Source organism: Psychrobacter glaciei, from assembly GCF_014652895.1.
Taxonomy (GTDB): Bacteria; Pseudomonadota; Gammaproteobacteria; order Pseudomonadales; family Moraxellaceae; genus Psychrobacter; species Psychrobacter glaciei.
This window is the reverse complement of the sequence record NZ_BMZR01000009.1, coordinates 13,846-35,049: the sequence shown is the minus strand read 5'-3', so window position 1 is coordinate 35,049 and position 21,204 is coordinate 13,846. Positions and strand designations below refer to the sequence as shown.

Annotated in this window: 16 protein-coding genes; 8 read left to right on the top strand and 8 right to left on the bottom strand. The window is 43.5% G+C overall.

What is annotated here, in order from left to right; translation table 11 throughout:
* Window positions 1–153: 153 nt before the first annotated feature.
* The 7 genes from IE130_RS13335 to IE130_RS13310 form a co-directional block, all read right to left on the bottom strand.
* Entirely contained in the window at window positions 154–2,163 is a 2,010-nt protein-coding gene (locus tag IE130_RS13335) for a flotillin family protein (RefSeq protein ID WP_189586856.1), read from the bottom strand.
* A gap of 461 nt (window positions 2,164–2,624) precedes the next feature.
* Complete coding sequence (locus IE130_RS13330) at window positions 2,625–3,275, bottom strand: DUF1449 domain-containing protein (RefSeq protein ID WP_189586854.1); 651 nt, start codon at window positions 3,273–3,275, stop codon at window positions 2,625–2,627.
* A gap of 199 nt (window positions 3,276–3,474) precedes the next feature.
* Window positions 3,475–4,461, bottom strand: coding sequence for a beta-propeller domain-containing protein (locus IE130_RS13325; protein ID WP_227676226.1), 987 nt, complete (start codon window positions 4,459–4,461; stop codon window positions 3,475–3,477).
* Between the two features lie 174 nt (window positions 4,462–4,635).
* On the bottom strand, window positions 4,636–5,124 hold the full coding sequence (locus IE130_RS13320; RefSeq protein ID WP_010196533.1) for an META domain-containing protein: 489 nt from the start codon (window positions 5,122–5,124) through the stop codon (window positions 4,636–4,638).
* Window positions 5,125–5,737: 613 nt separating this feature from the next.
* On the bottom strand, window positions 5,738–5,869 hold the full coding sequence (locus tag IE130_RS14345; protein WP_264623034.1) for a hypothetical protein: 132 nt from the start codon (window positions 5,867–5,869) through the stop codon (window positions 5,738–5,740).
* Window positions 5,870–6,042: 173 nt separating this feature from the next.
* Window positions 6,043–7,146: a lipase secretion chaperone gene (locus IE130_RS13315; protein WP_189586851.1), complete on the bottom strand. Its 1,104-nt coding sequence runs from the start codon at window positions 7,144–7,146 to the stop codon at window positions 6,043–6,045.
* Window positions 7,147–7,175: 29 nt separating this feature from the next.
* Window positions 7,176–8,252 (bottom strand): esterase/lipase family protein, encoded by a 1,077-nt coding sequence (locus tag IE130_RS13310; protein WP_010196527.1) that lies wholly within the window; start codon window positions 8,250–8,252, stop codon window positions 7,176–7,178.
* Between the two features lie 296 nt (window positions 8,253–8,548).
* Here IE130_RS13310 and map point away from each other — a divergent pair, with 296 nt between their 5' ends.
* Entirely contained in the window at window positions 8,549–9,343 is a 795-nt protein-coding gene (map, locus tag IE130_RS13305; protein ID WP_189586849.1) for a type I methionyl aminopeptidase, read from the top strand.
* A 228-nt stretch (window positions 9,344–9,571) separates the two neighbouring features.
* The gene (gene glnD, locus IE130_RS13300) at window positions 9,572–12,319 is read left to right on the top strand and encodes a [protein-PII] uridylyltransferase (RefSeq protein WP_189586847.1); all 2,748 of its coding nucleotides are present in this window, start codon (window positions 9,572–9,574) and stop codon (window positions 12,317–12,319) included.
* A 180-nt stretch (window positions 12,320–12,499) separates the two neighbouring features.
* Here glnD and IE130_RS13295 read toward each other — a convergent pair whose 3' ends face one another.
* Entirely contained in the window at window positions 12,500–13,171 is a 672-nt protein-coding gene (locus IE130_RS13295) for a hypothetical protein (protein WP_189586845.1), read from the bottom strand.
* A gap of 256 nt (window positions 13,172–13,427) precedes the next feature.
* On the opposite strand from IE130_RS13295, the gene dapC reads away from it, so the two are divergent.
* The 6 genes from dapC to IE130_RS13265 all read left to right on the top strand — a co-directional run bounded on the left by dapC (window position 13,428) and on the right by IE130_RS13265 (window position 21,077).
* Window positions 13,428–14,639, top strand: a complete 1,212-nt coding sequence (dapC, locus tag IE130_RS13290; protein ID WP_189586843.1) for a succinyldiaminopimelate transaminase — start codon at window positions 13,428–13,430, stop codon at window positions 14,637–14,639.
* A 135-nt stretch (window positions 14,640–14,774) separates the two neighbouring features.
* The gene (locus tag IE130_RS13285) at window positions 14,775–16,715 is read left to right on the top strand and encodes a DUF294 nucleotidyltransferase-like domain-containing protein (RefSeq protein ID WP_189586841.1); all 1,941 of its coding nucleotides are present in this window, start codon (window positions 14,775–14,777) and stop codon (window positions 16,713–16,715) included.
* Between the two features lie 51 nt (window positions 16,716–16,766).
* Window positions 16,767–17,372: a 3'-5' exonuclease gene (locus tag IE130_RS13280; protein ID WP_189586839.1), complete on the top strand. Its 606-nt coding sequence runs from the start codon at window positions 16,767–16,769 to the stop codon at window positions 17,370–17,372.
* Window positions 17,373–17,491: 119 nt separating this feature from the next.
* The gene (locus IE130_RS13275) at window positions 17,492–19,663 is read left to right on the top strand and encodes a D-alanyl-D-alanine carboxypeptidase/D-alanyl-D-alanine-endopeptidase (protein WP_227676225.1); all 2,172 of its coding nucleotides are present in this window, start codon (window positions 17,492–17,494) and stop codon (window positions 19,661–19,663) included.
* Between the two features lie 43 nt (window positions 19,664–19,706).
* Window positions 19,707–20,222: an ABZJ_00895 family protein gene (locus tag IE130_RS13270; protein WP_189586837.1), complete on the top strand. Its 516-nt coding sequence runs from the start codon at window positions 19,707–19,709 to the stop codon at window positions 20,220–20,222.
* Window positions 20,223–20,537: 315 nt separating this feature from the next.
* A complete protein-coding gene (locus IE130_RS13265) occupies window positions 20,538–21,077 on the top strand; it encodes a DUF421 domain-containing protein (RefSeq protein ID WP_189586835.1) in 540 nt (179 codons plus the stop codon).
* The last annotated feature ends 127 nt before the right edge of the window (window positions 21,078–21,204 follow it).

Sequence of the window (21,204 nt, the reverse complement as noted above, 5' to 3'; positions counted from 1 at the left end):
TATCGCTCTATTAAGATATGTAGAGCAAGTTGACTAAAATTATCTGCCGCCTAAACGACAGATAATTTACTGATATTAATGTTGCTTACTAATGCTAGATATATAAATATCAGTCAATTCGACCTAACTCTGTCAATTCGACCTGATATAGAATTAAACCGTTTTATCATCATTTTTCTGGTTTGACTTCATGGCTTGACTGGCCATCACACCGTTGATAATACCGCTCAATGTATCTGACTTACCCGCTAGGCCATCGATGGCTTTACCGATAGACAGTGACTTGGCAAAGTTGTCAAAGAAATGCGCTTCGCCGCCAACAATATCGATTTTGGCTTTTTGTAACGCAACTGCCAATACTTCAGCATTTTCTTTCGCAATCTCTTTACCAGCATCAATTGAGGCAAGCGCTTCTTGTAAGGCTGTCTCAAGACTCATACGGAACTCTTCGTGCTCACGTGCTTCTTTACTCATGCTACCCATGGCATTGAATTTCTCGACCAGACCATCTGCTTCGGCTTGGAAATGTGCGCGAGTAACTTCGGCTTTTGCCAATCCAACTTCACGTTCTGCTTTGGCATTTGACTCACCGCGAGCCGCGATGACTTGAGCATCTGCCATACCAATATCACGCTCAGCTTTAGCGGTAGATTCGCCACGAGCGGCAATAATCTCAGCATCTGCCATGCCTTTTTCACGATTTGATTGCGCTTCAGCTTGTCCAGTCGCTTTGATAACATTGGCTTTCGCAATGCCTTCTTTTTCTAAAGAAGCGGCTTTGACTTCTTGGATAGCCGCTTCAGCGAAGCCATGTGCTGACTCTTCGGCTTTGGTACCTTCGGCCATTTTAATTTTGGCTTCTGAATCTTTGGCAGATGCTTCAAGATTCGCGGCAGCCAGTGTGGTGATTTCGACGGCTTTATGCTTGGCAGACAGCTCTTCTGCTTCAGCTTTTTTCACCTGACGTACTTTGATTTCTTCCGCATCGGCTTCTGCTGCTAGGACGCGTGTTTGCTTAGAACGCTCCGCTTCGCTGATTTCGCGAACTTCTTTGATACGCTCTTCTTCTTGCGCAACCGTTTTGTCCACTGCGATACGTTCACGAATGACGTTGGCAATTTCTTTTTTCTCAAGCTCAATCGCACGTTCGGCTTCGATACGTTGCAAGTCAACTTCACGCTCACGAGAGACAATTTCTAGATCACGAGCACGTGTCACTTTTTCTTCTTCGATGACGACTGCACGCAAACGATTTTGACCTGCTACTTCGATTTCACGCTGCTGATTCTCACGCTGAATGGCCAAATCCTGCTCAACCGAGATAACGGCTGTTTCAGACTTTTTACGCTCTTCTTCTTCAATCTTGCGAGTTTCAGCCGTTTCGCGTGCAATCACTGACGAGATTTCACGTTGCTGTTTGGCTTCGGCATCGGCTTGCTGACGCTCAAGCTCTAGCATCGCCTCTCTGGTTTCGACATTCTTTTTCTTAACGGCTAGCTCTTCGTCACGCTCAAGCTCGTTGGTGATGACGTTTTGAAAGGCCGTTAATTGAGTAATCTTTTTGATACCTTCAGCATCTAAGATATTGCTTGAATCTAATGACGCTTTTGGCGTTTGCTCTAAATAATCAATCGCCACATCTTCTAAGACATAGCCATTCAGATCGTTACCAATTTCTTGGACGATACTGTCACGAAATTCGCTGCGGTTTTCAAACAGTTTGACGAAATCAATCTGCTTACCAACTGTTTTCAACGCTTCAGAGAACTTGGCATTAAACAGCTCGTTGACAGCGACTTTATCTGACGCACGCTCTACCCCAACCGATTTGGCAACTTTTAGCACATCCTCTTCGGTTTCATTGACGCGTAAATAAAATGCCACGGTGATATCAGCACGCATGTTGTCTGCGCAAATCAAACCTTCTTTACCGCGTCTGTCTACTTCTAAGGTGATGAGCGAGATTCTCATCAACTCTTTTTTGTTGATGACTGGCCAAACAAAACCACCATCAAAACGTACGGCAATTTTACTCACACCGTTGATAATGAGTGCTTTGCCCTGCTCGACCTTAAAGTAAAAGGCCTTGAGCATCAGTAGTGCGACCATCATAAAAACAAACGCCAGCACTACAACCACGCCGACGATAATGAGTGTGTCCATATCCATTCCTTTAATTAAAACATTCCATAATCAATTCTATATAAATCAGATACGCTATCAGGCTTGCTAAATTTACTGTTTATAGCATCTTTTATAGCACGTGTGCCTTAATAGCCCTATCACGCACCATTCGTATATCTGCATTATTCTGAACCGACTATCACCAAATTTAAAACCGTTTAAATCATTGCTAAAAAATATTATGCCTAAACCAGAGAGGCTGCTAAAACCTCTGGCTAGATCACTGTTTATTCTATGAGTTATTCTGTGCTGAAAGCAGTAATAATGTGCTAAAAATAACGATGGAGAACCATCGTGACTAAATTACTTACTAGTGGCTAAATTATTTATATAGTCGATTCAATTTAAAAGTAGTACAAGGCAACCGAGTGTAGATGTATATCAAATACTTCAAGCGAGGTTAACGCAGTAACACTTTTATAGTGGAGTGACTATAGTGGTTATTTATCTTTTACAGGGGTTACGCGGTAGGTATTGGCTGCCTCTAAATATTCCACCAACATCACTCGATCGCCTTGTTTCAGCGAGCCATCATTGATGTCTGAGCGAATTTTGAGTATCAATCCTGCGCCGCCATCATTCAATTCTACTTCACCGTGTTTGTCCGTGACACTAAGGGTACGCACAACCGCGATTTTGCCGATATTGCTAGCGGCATTGCGTCTAGGTATTTTGGCTATTTTGTTGCGGATGGGAGAAATAATGATACCTGTCAGCCACATGGAGATGACCAATACAAAGATTAGCGCTCCGGTGCCGAATAGGTAATACAAAATACCTGAGTCAAAATTCTGATGTAAAAAACTGGTATAGAAGTAACTTAATAACCAACCAATTAAACTGATTAAGCTAAGTATAACGATAAGCGGCACGCCATACAGACCGAACTTAAGCAGCAGACCCGACACAAAACCTGATGAGGTCAAATTGCTACCCTCGCCACTTGCATCGCCAATATCTACTGTATCCATATCTGCCATACCAAGTAGAGAAACCATCCAATACAAGGTCACAAACATCACCAATCCTGTAAAGACTATCGTCGGGTACAAGCTGATTTTGGTGATGAATATCAAAAACGACTCTTGCATTACGTACTTTCTCCTTTTGCTCACCCAATCCAGTATCTCTATATACAGTATGTTTATATATAGTGTTTTGATACGCAGAATCTTGATGAGCCATTTATAAAATTTATATGATGTTCATGAAAACTTAAGCCATAGAATCAACTTATGTTTCTTTATTAATTATATAGACATCTCACTCTATAATACATAGATTTCGCCATTAGCGTCCCCAAATCGGTGAACGCACCATCCCGCCAGCGTCACTATTAATACTGTAGCTTGTGCTGCCAGATAATGAGCGGATGACGAGGCTGCCTATATTTTTAGTGCCTTGGCTACTCACTTGCGAGCTGCGCATTGGATAAACTGCATATTGTCCAGACGGTGATAACCGTGCAGGCTCATCAAGTCCTGTTTCTGCGAGATCGATGGTTTGACGGGTAGCCAATGTCATAACCGCAGCCTTGCGACCGTTGAGATACGCTAACTGCTGACCATCTGCACTGAGTTGAGGACTCGCGACATAACCACTAGTCAGCATAGGTATTGCATTGCCAGTGGCAAAGTCATAGCGGTAGATGCTTGGGCGTCCAGCACGGACTTTATCACTGGTATAGACAAAGCTTTTGCCATCAGACGCATAGCTTGGCTGTACCTCAGTACTTGATAATGTAGTCAACTGTTTGGTATTACCATTGTTCAGACGCATCTCATAAATATCTGCGTTGCCACCGACGGTTGAGCTATAGAGGAGTTTTTGACCATCAGGTGAGAATGACGCTGACATGTTACTGCCTTCAGCATTAACTATCAGACTTTGGGTTTTACTTTTTCGGTCATAGATATAAATTTTTGGGTTTTGACGTGGTGCTTGTTTACTATAAGCAAGCCATTGACCATCCGCAGACCATGCAGGCGAATAGATATAACCCTTCAACTGATCAATCAATTGACGATCACTACCATCAGGACGGATGCTATACAGTGTCGATATTTTTGCGGTACCTGTACCCTGCTCATCCACATAGGCTATGCGCCCTTGACGGTCAATCACAGGCATTCGAGCCGTCAACGGATTGGTCTCAACTGTACTAATAGGCTTATTGACTGATGTGCTGTTCAATGTCTGACAGCCTGTGAGTACCATAGCTATGGCTATCGTCATAGCGCCTGTTGTTGTGAGCCTATTCACGGTTAGTTTTGACATAACTGTTTTAAACATAAAGTGATATCCAATAGAACCTGATGATAAAATATATTACAGAAACATTACTCTAGTGTATCCTAAACCGGACTAAATTTTGGATAAAAAAATGCCCCACTGATTAGTGAGGCATTATTAAATTCAGCCGAAATATCTAATTTTTACTCAATCATCAAATTATTTAGAAATAGCTTTGAAATACGCAACTTGATCGTCATTGCGGATAGTCAAGATAGGCACATTATTCGCATTGTTATTGATACTATATTTACCTTGTACAGTTGCCATGGTTGCCGTATCAAAACTTGCTTGTGGCTCAGGACACGCCATCATAGTACTGATGCCGTTTTTGATCTCTACATTGCCATTGACAACGCTATATCCAGCACTCATGTTGTTGCAGGTGTTCATAAATGCCACGTAATCTCTACCGTTATCATTCATGAAATTCAAAGTTAAAGGTTTTGCCGGATCAAAAAATAGCTGAGTTACCTTATCACCATTGCTGCGTTTGGCATCAACAAGCTGCCAGTGATGAGCTTGTAAAATATCTGAAGTGATTGGCTGACTAACTGGAGCAGGTAGATTTGCGGTAGTCTGGCAACCCGCGGCAAGCGTACCAACGGCCAAGGTAGCTACCATCATTACTTTAGTCATGCTTTTCATATAAGTTCCTCGTCTTATTGAACCTGAAATTTTCACTACCTATAAATCTTGCAGTGAATGCACCCTTTACAGACCTAGTGAAAATTTTGGTTTTATTATGATTCGTTTATTGTCTTATTCATTGTTTTAAACAATGACGATATTTTGTATGACTCACAATGAGCTGTCATTATGAATTGAGTGGTTACTTGAAGGAGGTTTTGTTGCAATGCGAAGTTGACCGGATGTTTGCTATTGACCTTATTCACTAACGATGCTAACACCTTACTGATGTCTTGTCTAAAGCAGCTAGGGCGTGTCCTCAATTAGCACATTGATATATTTAGTGTTCTTAAAATGATGATACATCCTATAGTCAAGGAATTTTAGAATCACTACAAGGCGACCGACCGCAGATAGTACACTGAGTACATCTAGGACGGGTAACACCGTAGCGGTTTAAAAGTGCTCTGACTATGGTGTCAGGTGAGCACTGACATAAAAAAACCCCACTAAATAGTGAGGTTTTTTGATGTCGTATAACTATAATATGGCACTGCATATGACTGCTAGTGCCGCTTACTGATACCTTAAATAGTCAATCTGGGTTTCAGTAAAATTATCAGCCACCACTTTAGATAACGTCTGTACCAGTTATATTTGGCTGATCAGTAGCAGGTGCCGTCATACTTGACATAGATTGGCAACCTACCAATACTGTCACCATTAAAATACCTGTCATCAATGCTTTGGTCATGTTTTTCATATAAGCTCCTAGAATAGTTTTAAAACACTTTTGGTTCAAATGAAGTACAAATATCATTGTACTAAAGCTATAAATAGTGGGCTGTCCTTCTCCCAATGACCATAACTTATTTGCACTTTTAGCATACTTGTCTCTTACATCACTGTAAGTTAATTAATGTTAATGAAATACGCTTATTGAGTCTTCGTCTCTTGTAGAGCCGCATAACCTGACAAGCGTTTACGCTCAGCATCGTCAAATAGCTGCTGCTCAAGTTGGTTTACCTGAATTTGCGCTTGAGCTTGATCTCCACTTTGGCTTAACAAGCGCTGTTTTTGTGTTTGATATTGAGTAAAGCGCTGGTCAAAACTGGCATCCTCTTGGTCTACTTGCGCCAGTCTCTTTGCTGCTGGCGCACCTACTAGCTCTCGGCGCATATTGTATAGTGCTTCAGGCGTCGCGCCACGAGCTTTCATTTGTTCAGTACGAGCCATAAGCTCACCAAGGTTGGCTTGCTGCACGATATTGGCTTTGGTGACACTATCTGGCAAGCGGCTGATATAGTCTTGTCTGGCGGCTTCTTTTTGTGCCTCAGAGGTTTGCTTGTTTTGGTTGATTCTGACCATCTCTACACTATAGTCATCATAGTCATCCTCTGTACCAAAAAACGCACTAATGGTGTCCTTTGCAAAATATTGCTGACGTAGCTTGGTCACATCTTGTTGTTGCTGTGCCACAGCGTTTAAATCCAGTTCACCACTTTTTGTCGCTTGTAGTTGTAGATTGCCATAACGCTTTTCTATCTCTGGAAGTGCTTTGAGATACGCAACATACTTGCCAAATATAGCGACCGCTTGACTGGCCGCAGGCTCTGGGGTGTGATGACGAATGTAACTCTCAACACGCGCAAATATAACGGCTTCGTCCTCCTCTCCTAGTGCGGATAAAAAATAATCAAATAAGCGCCGTAACCCTTGAGTGACGACCAACTGTTTGTTTTCATCAATGATGATTTCGCCATCAATTTGAGTACCCTTTAAGGAACGCGGCAAACGTTCCAATCCTGTGACAAATAAAGACTGATTTTGGGTCGCAGTCGTTGGTAGCATTTGACCCGCCGCCAGCGCAGTTGATAGAGTACCCTCAGCCTCCTCGCCCAGAGCATTGGATGCTGGTTGCGCTAGAGCCGTACTCGTATGATCAGGTTTGAACCACATAATAACCGCCGCCGTCACGACTATGGTGACCACGGCAATTATAACGATTGATAAATAGGCTGGACGGCGATTATTCGACATAAATGAGAGTTCTTATCTTATAAGTCAGCTTAAAGGTTGGCATTTTTAAGACGATTAACCTGAGTACGATAAATAGATTTTGGCTCAGACTCTCCCCATGCTGTCAAACTTAGCACTTGATCGGCTGAATCTAAGTGATTCATTCTATAATTATCACGAATCACATAACCAAGACGGCTTGAGCAGGCAGATACCAAACCATCATTAGACTCGCCTGCAAACGGTACACCCGTTACTGCCAATATATAATCACTAGGATCAAGTACGCTCGTTATTTGTCCAACACCACTAAATGAATAGTATTTGATGCCATTGGCAGCAGTGCTGGTCGGCTGACCACAATAACTGGTTGGCATGGCAGCAGGGAATTTAGCGTTAAATTGGGCAGCACCATCGGTCGATAGCGCCATCAATGTTTGCCAGCCATCTTGTTCTTGAATCTCTGAGAAACTAATACCAGAGCCGATATCTGTAAAGCCACCAATCAAATTAAACAGCCCTGATACTAACTCTGTAGTGATGTTTGACGGGCTTCCAGTATTGTTATTTGGCTCAAGCGTATTTTTGACAAAATCTGCCGTTTTTGACCCTTGCTCTGGACTTGATACTGCTGTCACTGACGCCACATATTTTGGCGCAACACCAGCGACATAACGGATGTCTATACCGCCTTGACTGTGCCCAAATAGATTGACTTTAGATTTGCCTGAAATGGCAGTGATGGTCTTGACCTGTTGTAGCAGCTGCTCTCCACGAATCTCACTGTTATTGACGGCTGATGTTTTGGTGGTATATACCTCTGAGCCACCTTTCATCAACTCTCCAGGTATTCCATTAAAGTAATCAACGAGCCCAAACATCGTAGTGAAGCCACCAAGTCCATGAGCCATGACGACCGGATACTGAGTTTTAGTGTAACTCGAGGTGAAGTATTTACTATCAACCAGCTTGCAACCGTTGGCATTAGCACAGTTATAATACTGTCCAGCTGCTTGAGCAGATGTGGTTTGCAAGGTCATCAGGAGGATGCCGGCAGCGATAGCACCGAGTGAAGGTAAAAATGCGCTGGGCGTAACAGCTGCAGCAAAAGAGGTCTTTAGAGTCATAACAACATCCTTGTCATCAATAATTTTGGTTATCTTTACCTCCCAAAAGGAGTAAAGATTGCTGCTAATCCCTTTAGCAGACAAAATTACATTACTTATATATTCTGTAACATTCAACTAATTTGTCAAAATATGAATATATTACCGTGACTGAACAGTCATAACCGCCCTGATTTGGCTGTAAAGCAATTATTATCAATCACAATGATAGGTTAGCTATCACTTAACGTAAAACTGTCATCAACCCATTTATGGTATAATCTACTCACATTAAACCCATAATTATAAGATAGATGATGATGATTAAAAAATCTCTTATCCAGTCCCCAGAAGCCATAGAAAAAATGCGCGTGGCCGGTAAACTTGCTAGCGATTTGCTGGTAATGTTAGACGAGCACGTTAAAGTGGGCGTCAGCACCGAAGCATTGAATCAAATTGCTCATGACTATATTGTCAATGTACAAGGTGCTATTCCAGCGCCACTTAATTACAATGGTTTCCCAAAATCAATCTGCACCTCGGTCAATCATGTGGTTTGTCATGGTATCCCAAGTGAAAAGAAACTGCTAAAAGATGGCGACATCATTAATATCGATGTGACGGTTATCAAAGATGGCTATTATGGCGATACCTCAAAAATGTGGATCGTGGGCAATGGCTCCATTATGGCAAAGCGTATCTGTAAAGTGGCACAAGATGCCCTCTATGCTGGCATGAGTGTTGTCAAAGATGGCGCACGCCTAGGCGATGTAGGTGCTGCGATTCAAGAAGTGGTCGAGCCTGAGCGTTTCAGTATCGTTCGTGAGTTCTGTGGGCATGGTATCAGTAATGAATTCCATCACGAACCACAAGTCATGCACTATGGCAAAAAAGGCACAGGGTTCGAGCTAAAAACAGGTATGACCTTCACCATCGAACCCATGATTAATGAAGGTAAGTGGCAGACCAAAATCTTACCTGATGAATGGACGGCGATTACCAAAGACCGCAAACTGTCTGCGCAGTGGGAGCACACCATGGTCGTCACAGACAATGGCTGTGAGGTGTTTACTGCCCGCCCTGAAGAAGATTTAAGTTTTTTAACACAGTAACATCATAAAAGATCGCTTAGGCGGTCTTTTTTTTGGCCAATAATTCAGGCATATTGAGTATTGTGCTTACCCGCTTTTTATCTTTATACTCTGATGACTTAATAACTTATATTAATAACTTATATTAGTAACTTCTATTTGTGGCTTTTATCAGCTACCAGCACACTGGTGATTCTACGCTTTTCAGCTGAAATGTTTTATTTTTAAACTCTTAACGGGATAACACTCATGTTTACTTGTGATGCCGCATCGATTGATCTGACACCGCTCCCTTCATTTTCATCTAAGACCGCGACTGTCGACTCCTTGCAACCGGCGACGAATGCAACGGAAAAAACCCTACTCGGTATTCCTGAATGGTTAACCCAAATAAATTTGGATATCAGCCGCGCGCTTGAGCGTGGTGTCAATATTCGTCAATTAGTGGCAGCACGCGCGTGTGCTATTGATGGCTTACTCATCGCCTTGTTTAAATGGTTTGAGCTGGATAAGACCGATTTGGCATTATTCGCCACCGGTGGTTATGGTCGCGGTGAGCTGTCGCTTTATTCAGATATTGATATTTTACTACTCTCCCCTGATGAAGTTGGCACTGATGCCAGTGGGAAAATCGATCGGTTGGTGGCGCTGTTGTGGGATATAGGGCTGGAGCCCGCCCTCTCTGTACGTAGCGTGAATGATGCTTTGGAAGCTGCGCTCGATCATACGATTGCTAGTGCGCAGTTAGAAGCTCGGCTCCTGATTGGTAACGACGCTTTGCAAGATTTTCCGGCTCAAATTGTCAATAAGCAATGGTCGCCGCGCGCTTTTTTTGAGGTAAAAACCGAGGAAGCCAGAGCGCGTTACTTGCAGCATAATGCGACGGAATATAATCTAGAACCGAATATCAAAACAGCGCCTGGTGGCCTGCGTGACATTCATATTATCGGCTGGGTAACCAAACGTTATTTTCGGGTCACTAAGCTCTATGATCTGGTACAGCAGAACTTTTTGACCGAAAAAGAGTTCGACGAGCTGAGCTTTGCCGAAGGTTATTTATGGCAAATACGGCATTACTTGCACGAATTGACTGGACGTAACGAAAACAAGCTACTGTTTGATTACCAACGTGACATTGCCCAGCTGATGGGTTATGAGGCACAGCCGGATGATCAACCCAATGCCGCTGTTGAGCGCTTTATGCGCGACTATTATCGCTGTGCCATGCAGATATCAACGCTGTCTGAGATGCTGACCAATCACTATTATGAGACAATCATAGAGCCCAATCTACCTGATGATGAGCGTCCGAAAAAGCAGCCGATTAATGCGCGTTTCAACCAAGTTGGCGACCAAATCGCCATGGCGCATCATCGCGTTTTTGCTCAGCATCCTGAATCAATTCTAGAGATGTTTTTACTCATGGGTCAGTACGGTATCAAAAACGTCCGGACGCATACATTACGAGCGCTAAAAATCGCCGCGCGCGGTATCGATCAAACTTACCGCGACAACCCTAATCACCAAACGCTATTTTTGGCCAATTTAAAAGAACAAAACTACTTGTTTCATCGCCTGCGTACCATGAATCGCTATGGCGTTTTGGGCAATTATATTCCTGCTTTTTCCCAAGTCACCGGTCTGATGCAGTATGATTTATTCCACCGTTATACCGTTGATGCCCATACGTTGTTTTTGATTCGCATCTTGCACCGCTTTACCGATCCGAATTTTTATGAAGACTTTCCACTGGTCAGCTCCCTCTTTCAGCGTATTGAGCGTAAAGAAATTTTAGTATTAGCAGCCATGTTCCATGACATTGCGAAAGGTCGCGGTGGCAATCATAGCTTGCTTGGTGAAACTGAGTCGATTGAGTTTTGCTTGGCACATGGCATGAGTAAAGCAGATGCCAATTTGGTTGGTTGGCTGACCCGCTATCATTTATTGATGTCGATGACCGCGCAGAAAAAAGACATTTCAGATCCAGAAGTGGTGACACTTTTCGCTGATTTGGTTGGCAACGTCACCCACCTGAATCATCTGTACGTACTGACCGTCGCCGATATGAACGCGACCAATCCACAGTTATGGAACAGCTGGCGGGCGACCTTGATGAAACAGTTATACTCGCAAACGCGTCGTATTTTACGTGCTGATATCGATGCGCCAACCAATCGTCAAGACATGATCAGCGCCACGCACAAGCAAGCAATGGTCATGTTGGATAACGTCGATAATCAGCACATGAACCGCAGTGAGGTACTTAGACTGTGGGATGACTTAGGTGATGAGTACTTCTTGCGTGAGATTGCTGAAGATATTTTATGGCATACCGAAGCCATTTTGAACCATCCACCGATTGGGCTTGCCTCTAATGCCGATAGCCCACCATTGGTGGTACTGCGAGAGCATCGTGAGCTGGCACTGGATGCTGTGCAGGTCTTTGTTTACACCCAAGATCAGACAAACCTATTTGCCGTCACTATGGCCGTATTTGATCAAATGAATCTAGATGTTTTAGACGCACGCATCATCACTGCCACTCGTGATTTTGCGTTGGATTCTTATGTACTGCTAGATCCTAGTGGCACATTATTGGTCGATGAAGACAGTCAGCAAGAGCTTAAGCAGCGCTTAATCAATGCCTTTAAAGACCCCACCGTACTGAAGCTTACGAATAAACGAATGCCGCGTCAGCTCAGACATTTTGAGGTGAAGACGGTGATTAATTTTGAGTTTAATGAAGCATCAGGTCAGCACATTATGAGCTTAGAAACCCTCGATCAGCCAGGGCTACTGGCACGGGTGGGACAAGTATTCTTGCAGGAGAAAATTGAGGTACATGCGGCTCGCATTACCACACTAGGCGAGCGTGCAGAGGATATGTTTTATATCAGTGATCAAAATGACGAGCCTTTGTCTGCCGACAAGTTAGAAACGTTAAAAACGGCATTGACAACGAGTCTGAGCTTACATAGCGATAGTGCTGCAACTTAAGCAGTGTGGTCTATTAAGAAGTTTAACGAGTAACGAATATTGTGGATTGGGATTGGCGCTTTAACGTAAAAAGTAGATTGGTGCTAGATAAGCAGGTCATGCCGTTTAGCATCAATCTATTTTTCATACAGTAAAAATCTTACTTTCATGATAAAAAGTTATCGGAATAGATAGCAGAGTTTATAGGATACTTCTATATATCATCTCGTTGGCATGAGCGTTGAGCTCGTCATCAGCCAAATCTGGTGGCAAGATATTTGCCTCAACCTGTTGTTCACCTAACAGTAATCGTCCAGCATCGACCTCTTTTTTTAACAAGCACTGCAAACTTGAAAGATGGAACTTGGCATCATAATGCTCATAAAGCGCTTGCAAGGAAATAGGTGCTTTGGCATGAACATCGAGATAGAGACTGTCATCTGCCAAGATAATCATCTCGTTTAGCGCCTCTTCCCGCAGTACTTCCTGTTCATTAATTCGGCGTTGCAAGTTGTTGGCCAATCGACCTTTGAAAGCCAGCATAATGATGAAAATCAGCGTTTGTAGCACAAATAAAGCGACATACTGCCACAAAGGTAGCGATATGCTAAATAGCCTACTAAGTAACATAAGTACCGTAGCCACGACCACATAGCTGACCAACTGCCACAATAGCCACATCATAAAGCTGTTGTCACCGAACCAAAACATCTGCCGCTCTTGCAGGCGAATCAAATGATGGCGCGCCTGCCACCAATGATTCTCTCGCTGTTTCAATTGTTTGTATAACTCTGCGCGCGGCGTACTGTTACCCAAATTTTTATTCTGGATATTTTTGGCATTGAGATCATCAGTTTTTGAGACACTAGCCATGTCAAATCATCCTTACCATAATCTGTCGTTACCGCTGACAGTCACTTTTATATTATTATCAGTTATAAAGCACCAAACTTATGCCAATGTCTTAGATTTACTTATCACGTCACAATTTTGCTGTGAGCCTCTATTTGAGAGGAGATAAATTAGCCAAGATAAGCAAAAGACAAAAAATAAGAGAAGTGCTACACTGCTTGAATGTAAATTTTCTTTATAACTTTATTATTAATTGTCTATTATAGTTACCCTACTTATGAATCACAACTTAACCTCTCTGCATCCTTACCCTTTCGCTAAAATGGCAACGTTACTTGCTGATAGCACGCCAGCCCATAACCACAGTGCAATCAAGCTCGGCATTGGTGAACCAAAACATGAACCACCTGAATTTGTACTGGACGTATTACGTGAAAACTTGGACAAAATAAGCCGTTATCCCACCACTAATGGTACTTTTGAGCTACGTCAAACCATCGCCCATTGGCTAGAAAAGCGATTTTTCTTAAATCATGTCGATGCCAACACGGAAGTATTGCCAGTCATGGGCACGCGCGAGGCGATTTTTAGTTTTGTACAAGCGGTTGTTGATCATGATGTAGCGAATCCGGAGAGCAGTCTATCTCCTACCGTGGTCATGCCCAATCCGTTTTATCAAATATACGAAGGTGCGGCGATACTGGCACAAGCAACGCCCTACTTTGTGCCTTGTACACTAGACGATGATTTTAAAGGCGACTATCGCGCGGTACCAAAAGAAGTATGGATGCGCACGCAGTTACTATTCGTTTGTAGTCCGAATAATCCAACAGGTTCGGTCATGACAATGGATGATTGGGAATATCTCATTCGCCTATCAGATCAATACGAATTTATTATTGCTAGTGACGAATGCTATAGCGAGCTATATTTTGATACGGTGCCGATTGGTCTATTGCAAGCCTGCGCCGCTTTTGGACGCCATGACTTTAAAAACTGCGTGGTATTCCACTCGTTGTCCAAGCGCTCAAACTTGCCGGGTTTACGCTCTGGATTTGTGGCAGGCGATGCCAAAATCTTGCAGGCTTATTTGCAATATCGTACCTATCAAGGCTGCGCAATGCCAATACCCCATCAGCTTGCCTCTATCGCGGCTTGGCAGGATGAAAAGCATGTTGAGCATAACCGTGCGCTGTATCAAGAAAAGTTTGCCTTATGGATGTCTGAGCTTGGTGAGCTACTAGAATTGCGGATGCCAGAAGCTGGATTTTACTTTTGGATCAAAGCGCCTAAGCAGTTCAATGGTGATGAACTATTTGTCAAAGCCTTGTACGAGCAGGCCAATATCCATGCACTAGCTGGGCGTTACCTGTCACGTGAAGTCAATGGTAAAAACCCTGGGCAAGGTTATGTACGCATTGCGCTTGTCGCTAGTGTCGATGAGAGCCGTGAAGCGATCAGCCGTATTCGTAAACTACTGGGTGCGTAGGCAGTATATTTAAAAGTATTAAGCGAGACATTAACCTCTAATAACCACAATTTAACTGTGGTTATTAGAGGTTTTTTACTTTAATAATGCTATAGTAGAGTGGCTTTTATCAAATATGCCATCAAGGATGATGCCATGCTCCATCTTGATTTTACCCAGCCGCCCTTTGATGTGTTGAGTCTGGCTGAACGCCAAAGCATTAGAAAAAACACTCAAATTCGCTACCTTGCCAAAAATGAGCATCTAACTGCCGAAGAATTGCAGTATCTGTATGTCGTCATCAAAGGACAGATTGAGCAATTGCTTGACGGTGAGTTTGTGGCCTCTTATTTGGGTAGTGATCATTCCGACCAGCTCAATAATAACGACTGGTTCGACAGCCGTCGTCTGCCTGAACCATTGACTGAGAACAGCCCTAATACTGGAGCATCACAGACCTATCAGTTTCGAGCAGTCGAGGATACATTGTTGCTCCAAGTCGCTGGTAGCGCCGTCGATAAAATCAGCGCCCAAAACCACCTAGTCCGTCAAATGCTATCAGATAAGCTGCCTGAACGGCTAAAAGCGTTACAGCAACGCCGTCACAATAAAACCATAGACCCTGCCAGCTACAATGACCAACAAGAAGTGCAACAGATCATGTTGCAGCCTGTCATTGACGTCAATCTATTGCCAGTCCATATCGTCGATGCCAATAACAGCTTATACGAAGCCGCTTCTATCATGACGAAAGCGGGGCTAAAACATGTACTAGTACGTCCATTGAACCATCTAGAGCATAGGAAAGAAACGCGACATGGTACTGGTCATCTGTTAGGTATTTTAACCGACACCGATATTTGCCGCGCCGTGAGCGACCAGCAAAACCCTGCCACGACTACATGCCAGCGCTATGCTAACTTTAACCTGCGTACCATCAAAGCCAGTGATGAGATTGGCGATGCCCTATTGACCATGACCCGCTATCGCATCCATCGGCTACCAGTGATTGATCGAAATGGGGATGTCGTCGGTATACTCGGACAAAGCGATATGCTTGCGCATATTGGCCATCACTCTCAGCTCATTAGTATCCAAATCGAGCAAGCAAAAGACTTAACGAGCTTAGATACCGCCGTCGAGCTTATCGGTCGTTACATTCGCGCACAACATCAAAACGGCGTCAAAATCGGTAATATCAGCCGTATGGTACAGACCTTGAATGCACAAGTATTTACCAAGCTTTGGCAACTCATCGTGCCTGCTGAAGTCATGAAAAATACCTGCTTAATCGTGATGGGGTCAGAAGGTCGCGGTGAGCAAATCATGCGTACCGACCAAGACAATGCGCTCATCTTACGTGACGGCTATACTCATCCTGATCTGGCGCAATTTGCGGATACTTTTAATCACCATTTAGCAGACCTCGGTTATCCGCTGTGCGATGGCAATATCATGATGACCAACCCGATGTGGCGACAGCCGCTAAAACAGTTTAATGCCCAGATTGGTTTATGGTTTAAAAACACTGATCCTATGCATGGTATTTATTTGTCCGCCATACTGGATGGCGAATACGTCTGCGGAGATGAGTCATTATTGACTCAGGTGCGTCAACATTTAAAGGTCGCCCACAGGCAGTCAGATCCTATGTTTGTACGCCAGTTCGCCCGCGCCGCGCTACAATTCGGTGATGTCAATCAGTGGTGGCAAAAGTTCGTGCCTTTGCTCGGTGGCAAATCCGTGTCCGAAGACATTGATCTAAAGAAAGCCGGTATCTTTCCACTGGTTCATGGCATTCGTACCTTGGCATTAGAAAACGATATCTTAGACGTGCCTAGTAGCAAAAACCGCCTTAAAGCTTTGGTACAAGCGCGCGCCTTGACCCAAGAGCGAGCGGATACTTTACTAGAAGCCTTGGAATTTTTTATGGCACAGCGCCTATCAGTCGCCCTATCAACCGATGATAAACATGCGCGGCAAGTCAACCCAGTGACCTTGACCGCGCTTGAGCGTGACTTATTAAAAGAGTGTTTGGCTGTCGTAAAAAGCTTTAAAAATCAGCTACGTCAGCATTATCAATTAGAAATTGCATAAGTATGACAATCGTATAAGTATAGAACTCGCATCAATGGATGAATGACAAATATGAGTTGGCTAACACAGTTATCTTGCGCTTGGCAGAAAAAACAGCTACAGCGCCCAGAATTGGCATTGATGTTTACCAAACCTTTGGCTAAGCAATGGGTAGCGATTGACTGCGAAATGACAGGACTCAATCCAAAAAAGCACCACTTATTGTCCGTCGCCGCGATTCATATCAATGGCAATACGATTGACACCGGTAATGGCATGCATATCGTATGCAAGCCTCCAGTGATGCCAGACCGTGACACCATTGTGATTCACGGTCTGCGTACCGCTGACGTTGAGCATGGCATGAGCTACGATGAGATGCTGGCGCGATTGCTACCGTTTATAGGTAATCGCCCGATTGTCGGATTTTGTACGAGTTTAGACACAGCGTTTTTAAACCCTTTAGTCAAACGCTATATGGGCACAGCATTGCCCAACGAAGTCATCGATTTGCGTCATTTATACAGTCGGCGCATGGGTGATCGCACTCAGGGTATCCCCAACCAATCACAACAGCTGCGCAATATTTTAGCACACTATAATATCCCTGATCTGGGCGCTCACGATGCTTATAACGATGCGATCATGACTGCCATGGCGTTTTTACATGTGCGCTAGCGTGCGTTCTTATTTTGAAAATTCAGATAAAAACAGGTTTTCATCTACGCCTGCCATCTACGCGAAAACAGTAACTCATGTTAGTATAGGCGGCTTTTGCTACCGAATAAAAGATGCTCATGCGACCTACTTCTAGACTCTGTCATTCCTCCGTGCTTACCGCCAAATTATCGCCTGTTTTTAGTCATTTGCGATCGTTTAATCAGACTCATAAATGGTTGGTTGCGCTGACATTAGTGGCAGCCCCGCTGTATGCGCAAGCAGCATTGCCCAAAGCTATTCAAGCGGCATTATCACGAGCTGACTTAACAGAAGCTGATATTAGTATCATCATCACACCAGTCGGTGATAAAAACGCCAGTCACCTGCCCGCTCCGATTCAGGTCATCGATAGCAGCTCGGATAGCTCCTCTAAAAGGGTTTCTCAACCGAAACAAACCGCTAACGTAAATGCTGATATAAAGGGTAACGCCCAGACAGCCACGCAAAATAATAATGACAAACTCAATGAGAAAAGCCACCTGCTCCAACAGAGTACATTGGTTACCATTGAGCGGCGAACCATTGAAAGACATGAGCAAAAATTGCATGCTTACACCGATGATCCTTACACTTATCAAAGCTTAGAAAGTATCCCAACGATATTGGGCGATAAGGCAAAAACAACCATCATTAACAACGATGGTAGTAATGCCAATATTACAGAAAATAGCGATAAAACCAGTAATGTTAATACTGATGCTGCATCCATAAAGATTTCATTTTCACCAATATTGAATCACCAATCCGATATCGCTCGCACGCCTGCCAGCACCATGAAGCTCGTTCCCAGCTTTATTGCTTTAGACACCCTAGGCGCTGATTTTGTCTGGCATACCCGTGTCTATCATACAGGCCTCGTCATCGGTGACCGCTTACATGGTGATCTGATTATTCAAGGCAGTGGTGACCCAAAAATGACCCACGAGCGTTTAAAACAGCTTCTCTATAAAGTAAAATCATCGGGTATTAATCATATCGAGGGTGATATTATTGTCGACAGTGCCGTCTTCAAAAATGTCACTAAAGATCCTGCCGCCTTTGATAACTCACCACTGCGTCCTTACAACGCCAGTCCCGATGGTTTTTTGGTAAATTTCAGTACCATTGGCATCAAAAGCTATCCGTTAAACGATGACCAAGCAAGCCTGACTTATACACCGCAATTAGCAAATTATGATTTGCCCAGCATAATAGATACGCGCTCAGCTGCTTGTGGACAAGCGCGTTATAGTCTCGCACCGCAGTGGCAAACGAAAAAGCTTGTGTTAAATACCGGTTTGCCCAATAGCTGCCAAGAGCACGCTTTTTATGTCGCTTATCCTGATGCCAAAGATTTTTCGGCACGTGTTGTCGCCGCAAAATGGCAAGAGCTAGGCAATACCTTAAGTGGCGATGTCATCACCCAAGAAACGCCTTACACTACAGCAAAAAGCATTAAACCCACGCATGGTTTGTCAGCACTGTCTATGTCCCCGCTGCCCATTGCCAGCTATCCGTCCTTGAATTTGACTCAGCAAATTTATGATATCAATCACTTCTCAAACAATGTCATGACTGAACAAGTGGCTCTATCGATTGGCGCTTATAGCCAATCCACTATGGTGAAAAATAAAACCAAAGCAAATAGCATTGAAGCAAATAGCGCTGAAGCAATTAACGTTGAAGCCATTAATATTAAAAGCAACGCAGAATCTGATATAACTAGTGCAAATAGCGATACACCAAGCAATGTCAAAGCCGCAAATAATAAAGCTGCAAATAATAAACCCATAAATGAGCAGACAACCAGCTTATATCAGTTTGGCAAACCTGCTGTTACGGACTATCCTGCGGCCTTACAAACGATAAATCAGTGGTGGCAGAGCCATCTGAACACCCCAGCACCGTATCTAACCAATGGCTCAGGACTCTGCCGTGATTGTACGATAACGGCTGCCAACTTAAGCGAGCTATTAACTTACGCTTATAGCCATCCAAGCTTCGATGCTTATGTCAATTCGTTAGGCATCGCTGGAGTCAGTGGTACCATTGCTGCTCATGGCGCACGCTTACCCGATTCAGCCGCCACAGGGCGTGCATGGATAAAAACGGGTACTCTAAATAATGTCACCTCAATGGCAGGCTATGTCAAAGGGTTGTCGGGACAAGATTATGTCGTTGTTGGACTCATTAATAGTGAGCAAGCATTAAACGCTTATACGGCTAGACCCGTGTTAGATGCGATGCTTGATTGGACAGCGCAGCATTAAGTGTTTTTAACATCCTATTTTTCACCTTTATAAAGGGTCGCTCATGTCACGCAAGACAACCAATCTCAATAAATCCAAGACTCATTCAAATCGCAGTGCGCTACCGAAAAATCATGAGTCAGCTCAATCCCAACTGGCACAATATGTGGGTTTTTTTGCGGTGGGCTATATTCTTGCCAGCGCAATATTTATGATGATTCAAACCAAACTTGCTCTGAATTCGCAACTGGTGACTGTGCTCTCTATCATTATCGGTGCTTATATTGCAGTCAGTAAATTTATTAAGCATCAACAGCGCGCCCTTAGTAAAAGTGAAATCAATCGCTTAATGTTTGGCGGCGTCGCAGTAGTTTGGTTACTCACTGCTATTTATTTCTTAGGCATATGGTTCTTTTTATTTGATGCAGTGAATCGTGAAGTATTGATTGAGATGGCTATGCAACAACCTCTCCCGCTCATTTCTGCCATAGTCATGATATTGGTACTGACTTTTATCAGTGCCCGCATCAGTATTTTGGCGCTGAATCATCTCCTTAACCCTAAACGTAAAACAGGGTGAACACGCGCTGCTGTCTACAACGTACTACAAAGTTTATTCACCATTAGGGCGTGAATTCCGTTACGCTGGTTTTAGCTGGTGTGATATTTAGCAGCTTGGGCGTGTCCTCATTTTGAAAATGGTGATAAAAATGAGATAAATTGTAGCCAAACAAGGAAAATAGCGCAGATAATATCGTCATATTGACCAGCTGTTTGACACAGTTTGGCAAGATTTAGCCATTTCTAACTCATTTAGTCGCTTTTGCTCAGATTGAGAACGCGCCCTGACCTTTAAACATTGAATCACTTTGTGCTATTGATAGGAGTCAATATTATGGACATGCTATTTTTTGACAGTATAGACAAGCTCGGACGCATCGTCTTAACGACCGTCATGGTTTACGTCTTAGTCGTGCTGACCACCAAAATCTCGGGTAAGCGCTCCACATCACAGCTCAATAACTTTGATTGGATCGTTACCGTAATGATCGGCTCATTGGGTGCTAGCACTATTTTGCTCAAAGACATCCCTTTTATCGAAGGCGTGGCCTCTATTTTGGTGCTATACCTACTACAATTTTTGGTCACCAAATACGCTTCCATCTCACCGCAATTTAGCAATTTTATTTTATCTGAGCCGCGTATTGTCTTTTATCAAGGGCAGTTTTTGCCCGATGCTATGCGAGATGAGCGGCTGACCCGTCAAGAAATCGAATGTGCCATGCGCTCTGAAGGCATGAACAGCTTCGATGATATTGAAGCCATTGTCTTTGAATCTGATGCTAAGCTGACCATTATTCCAAAACCAATCGATAATGCTGATAGCCAAAATACAGAAGACAAAGTCTCGCAAACCATTGCTTCACTTATGTAATGTCACTTATGTAATGTCACTTGTATAATGTCATTAGAGAGTAATAGCAATTGGTTAGGGTCTGTTGAACAAACAGACATAAAAAAGGATAGCCAATCTAATCGGCTATCCTTTCTGGTTAATTTAT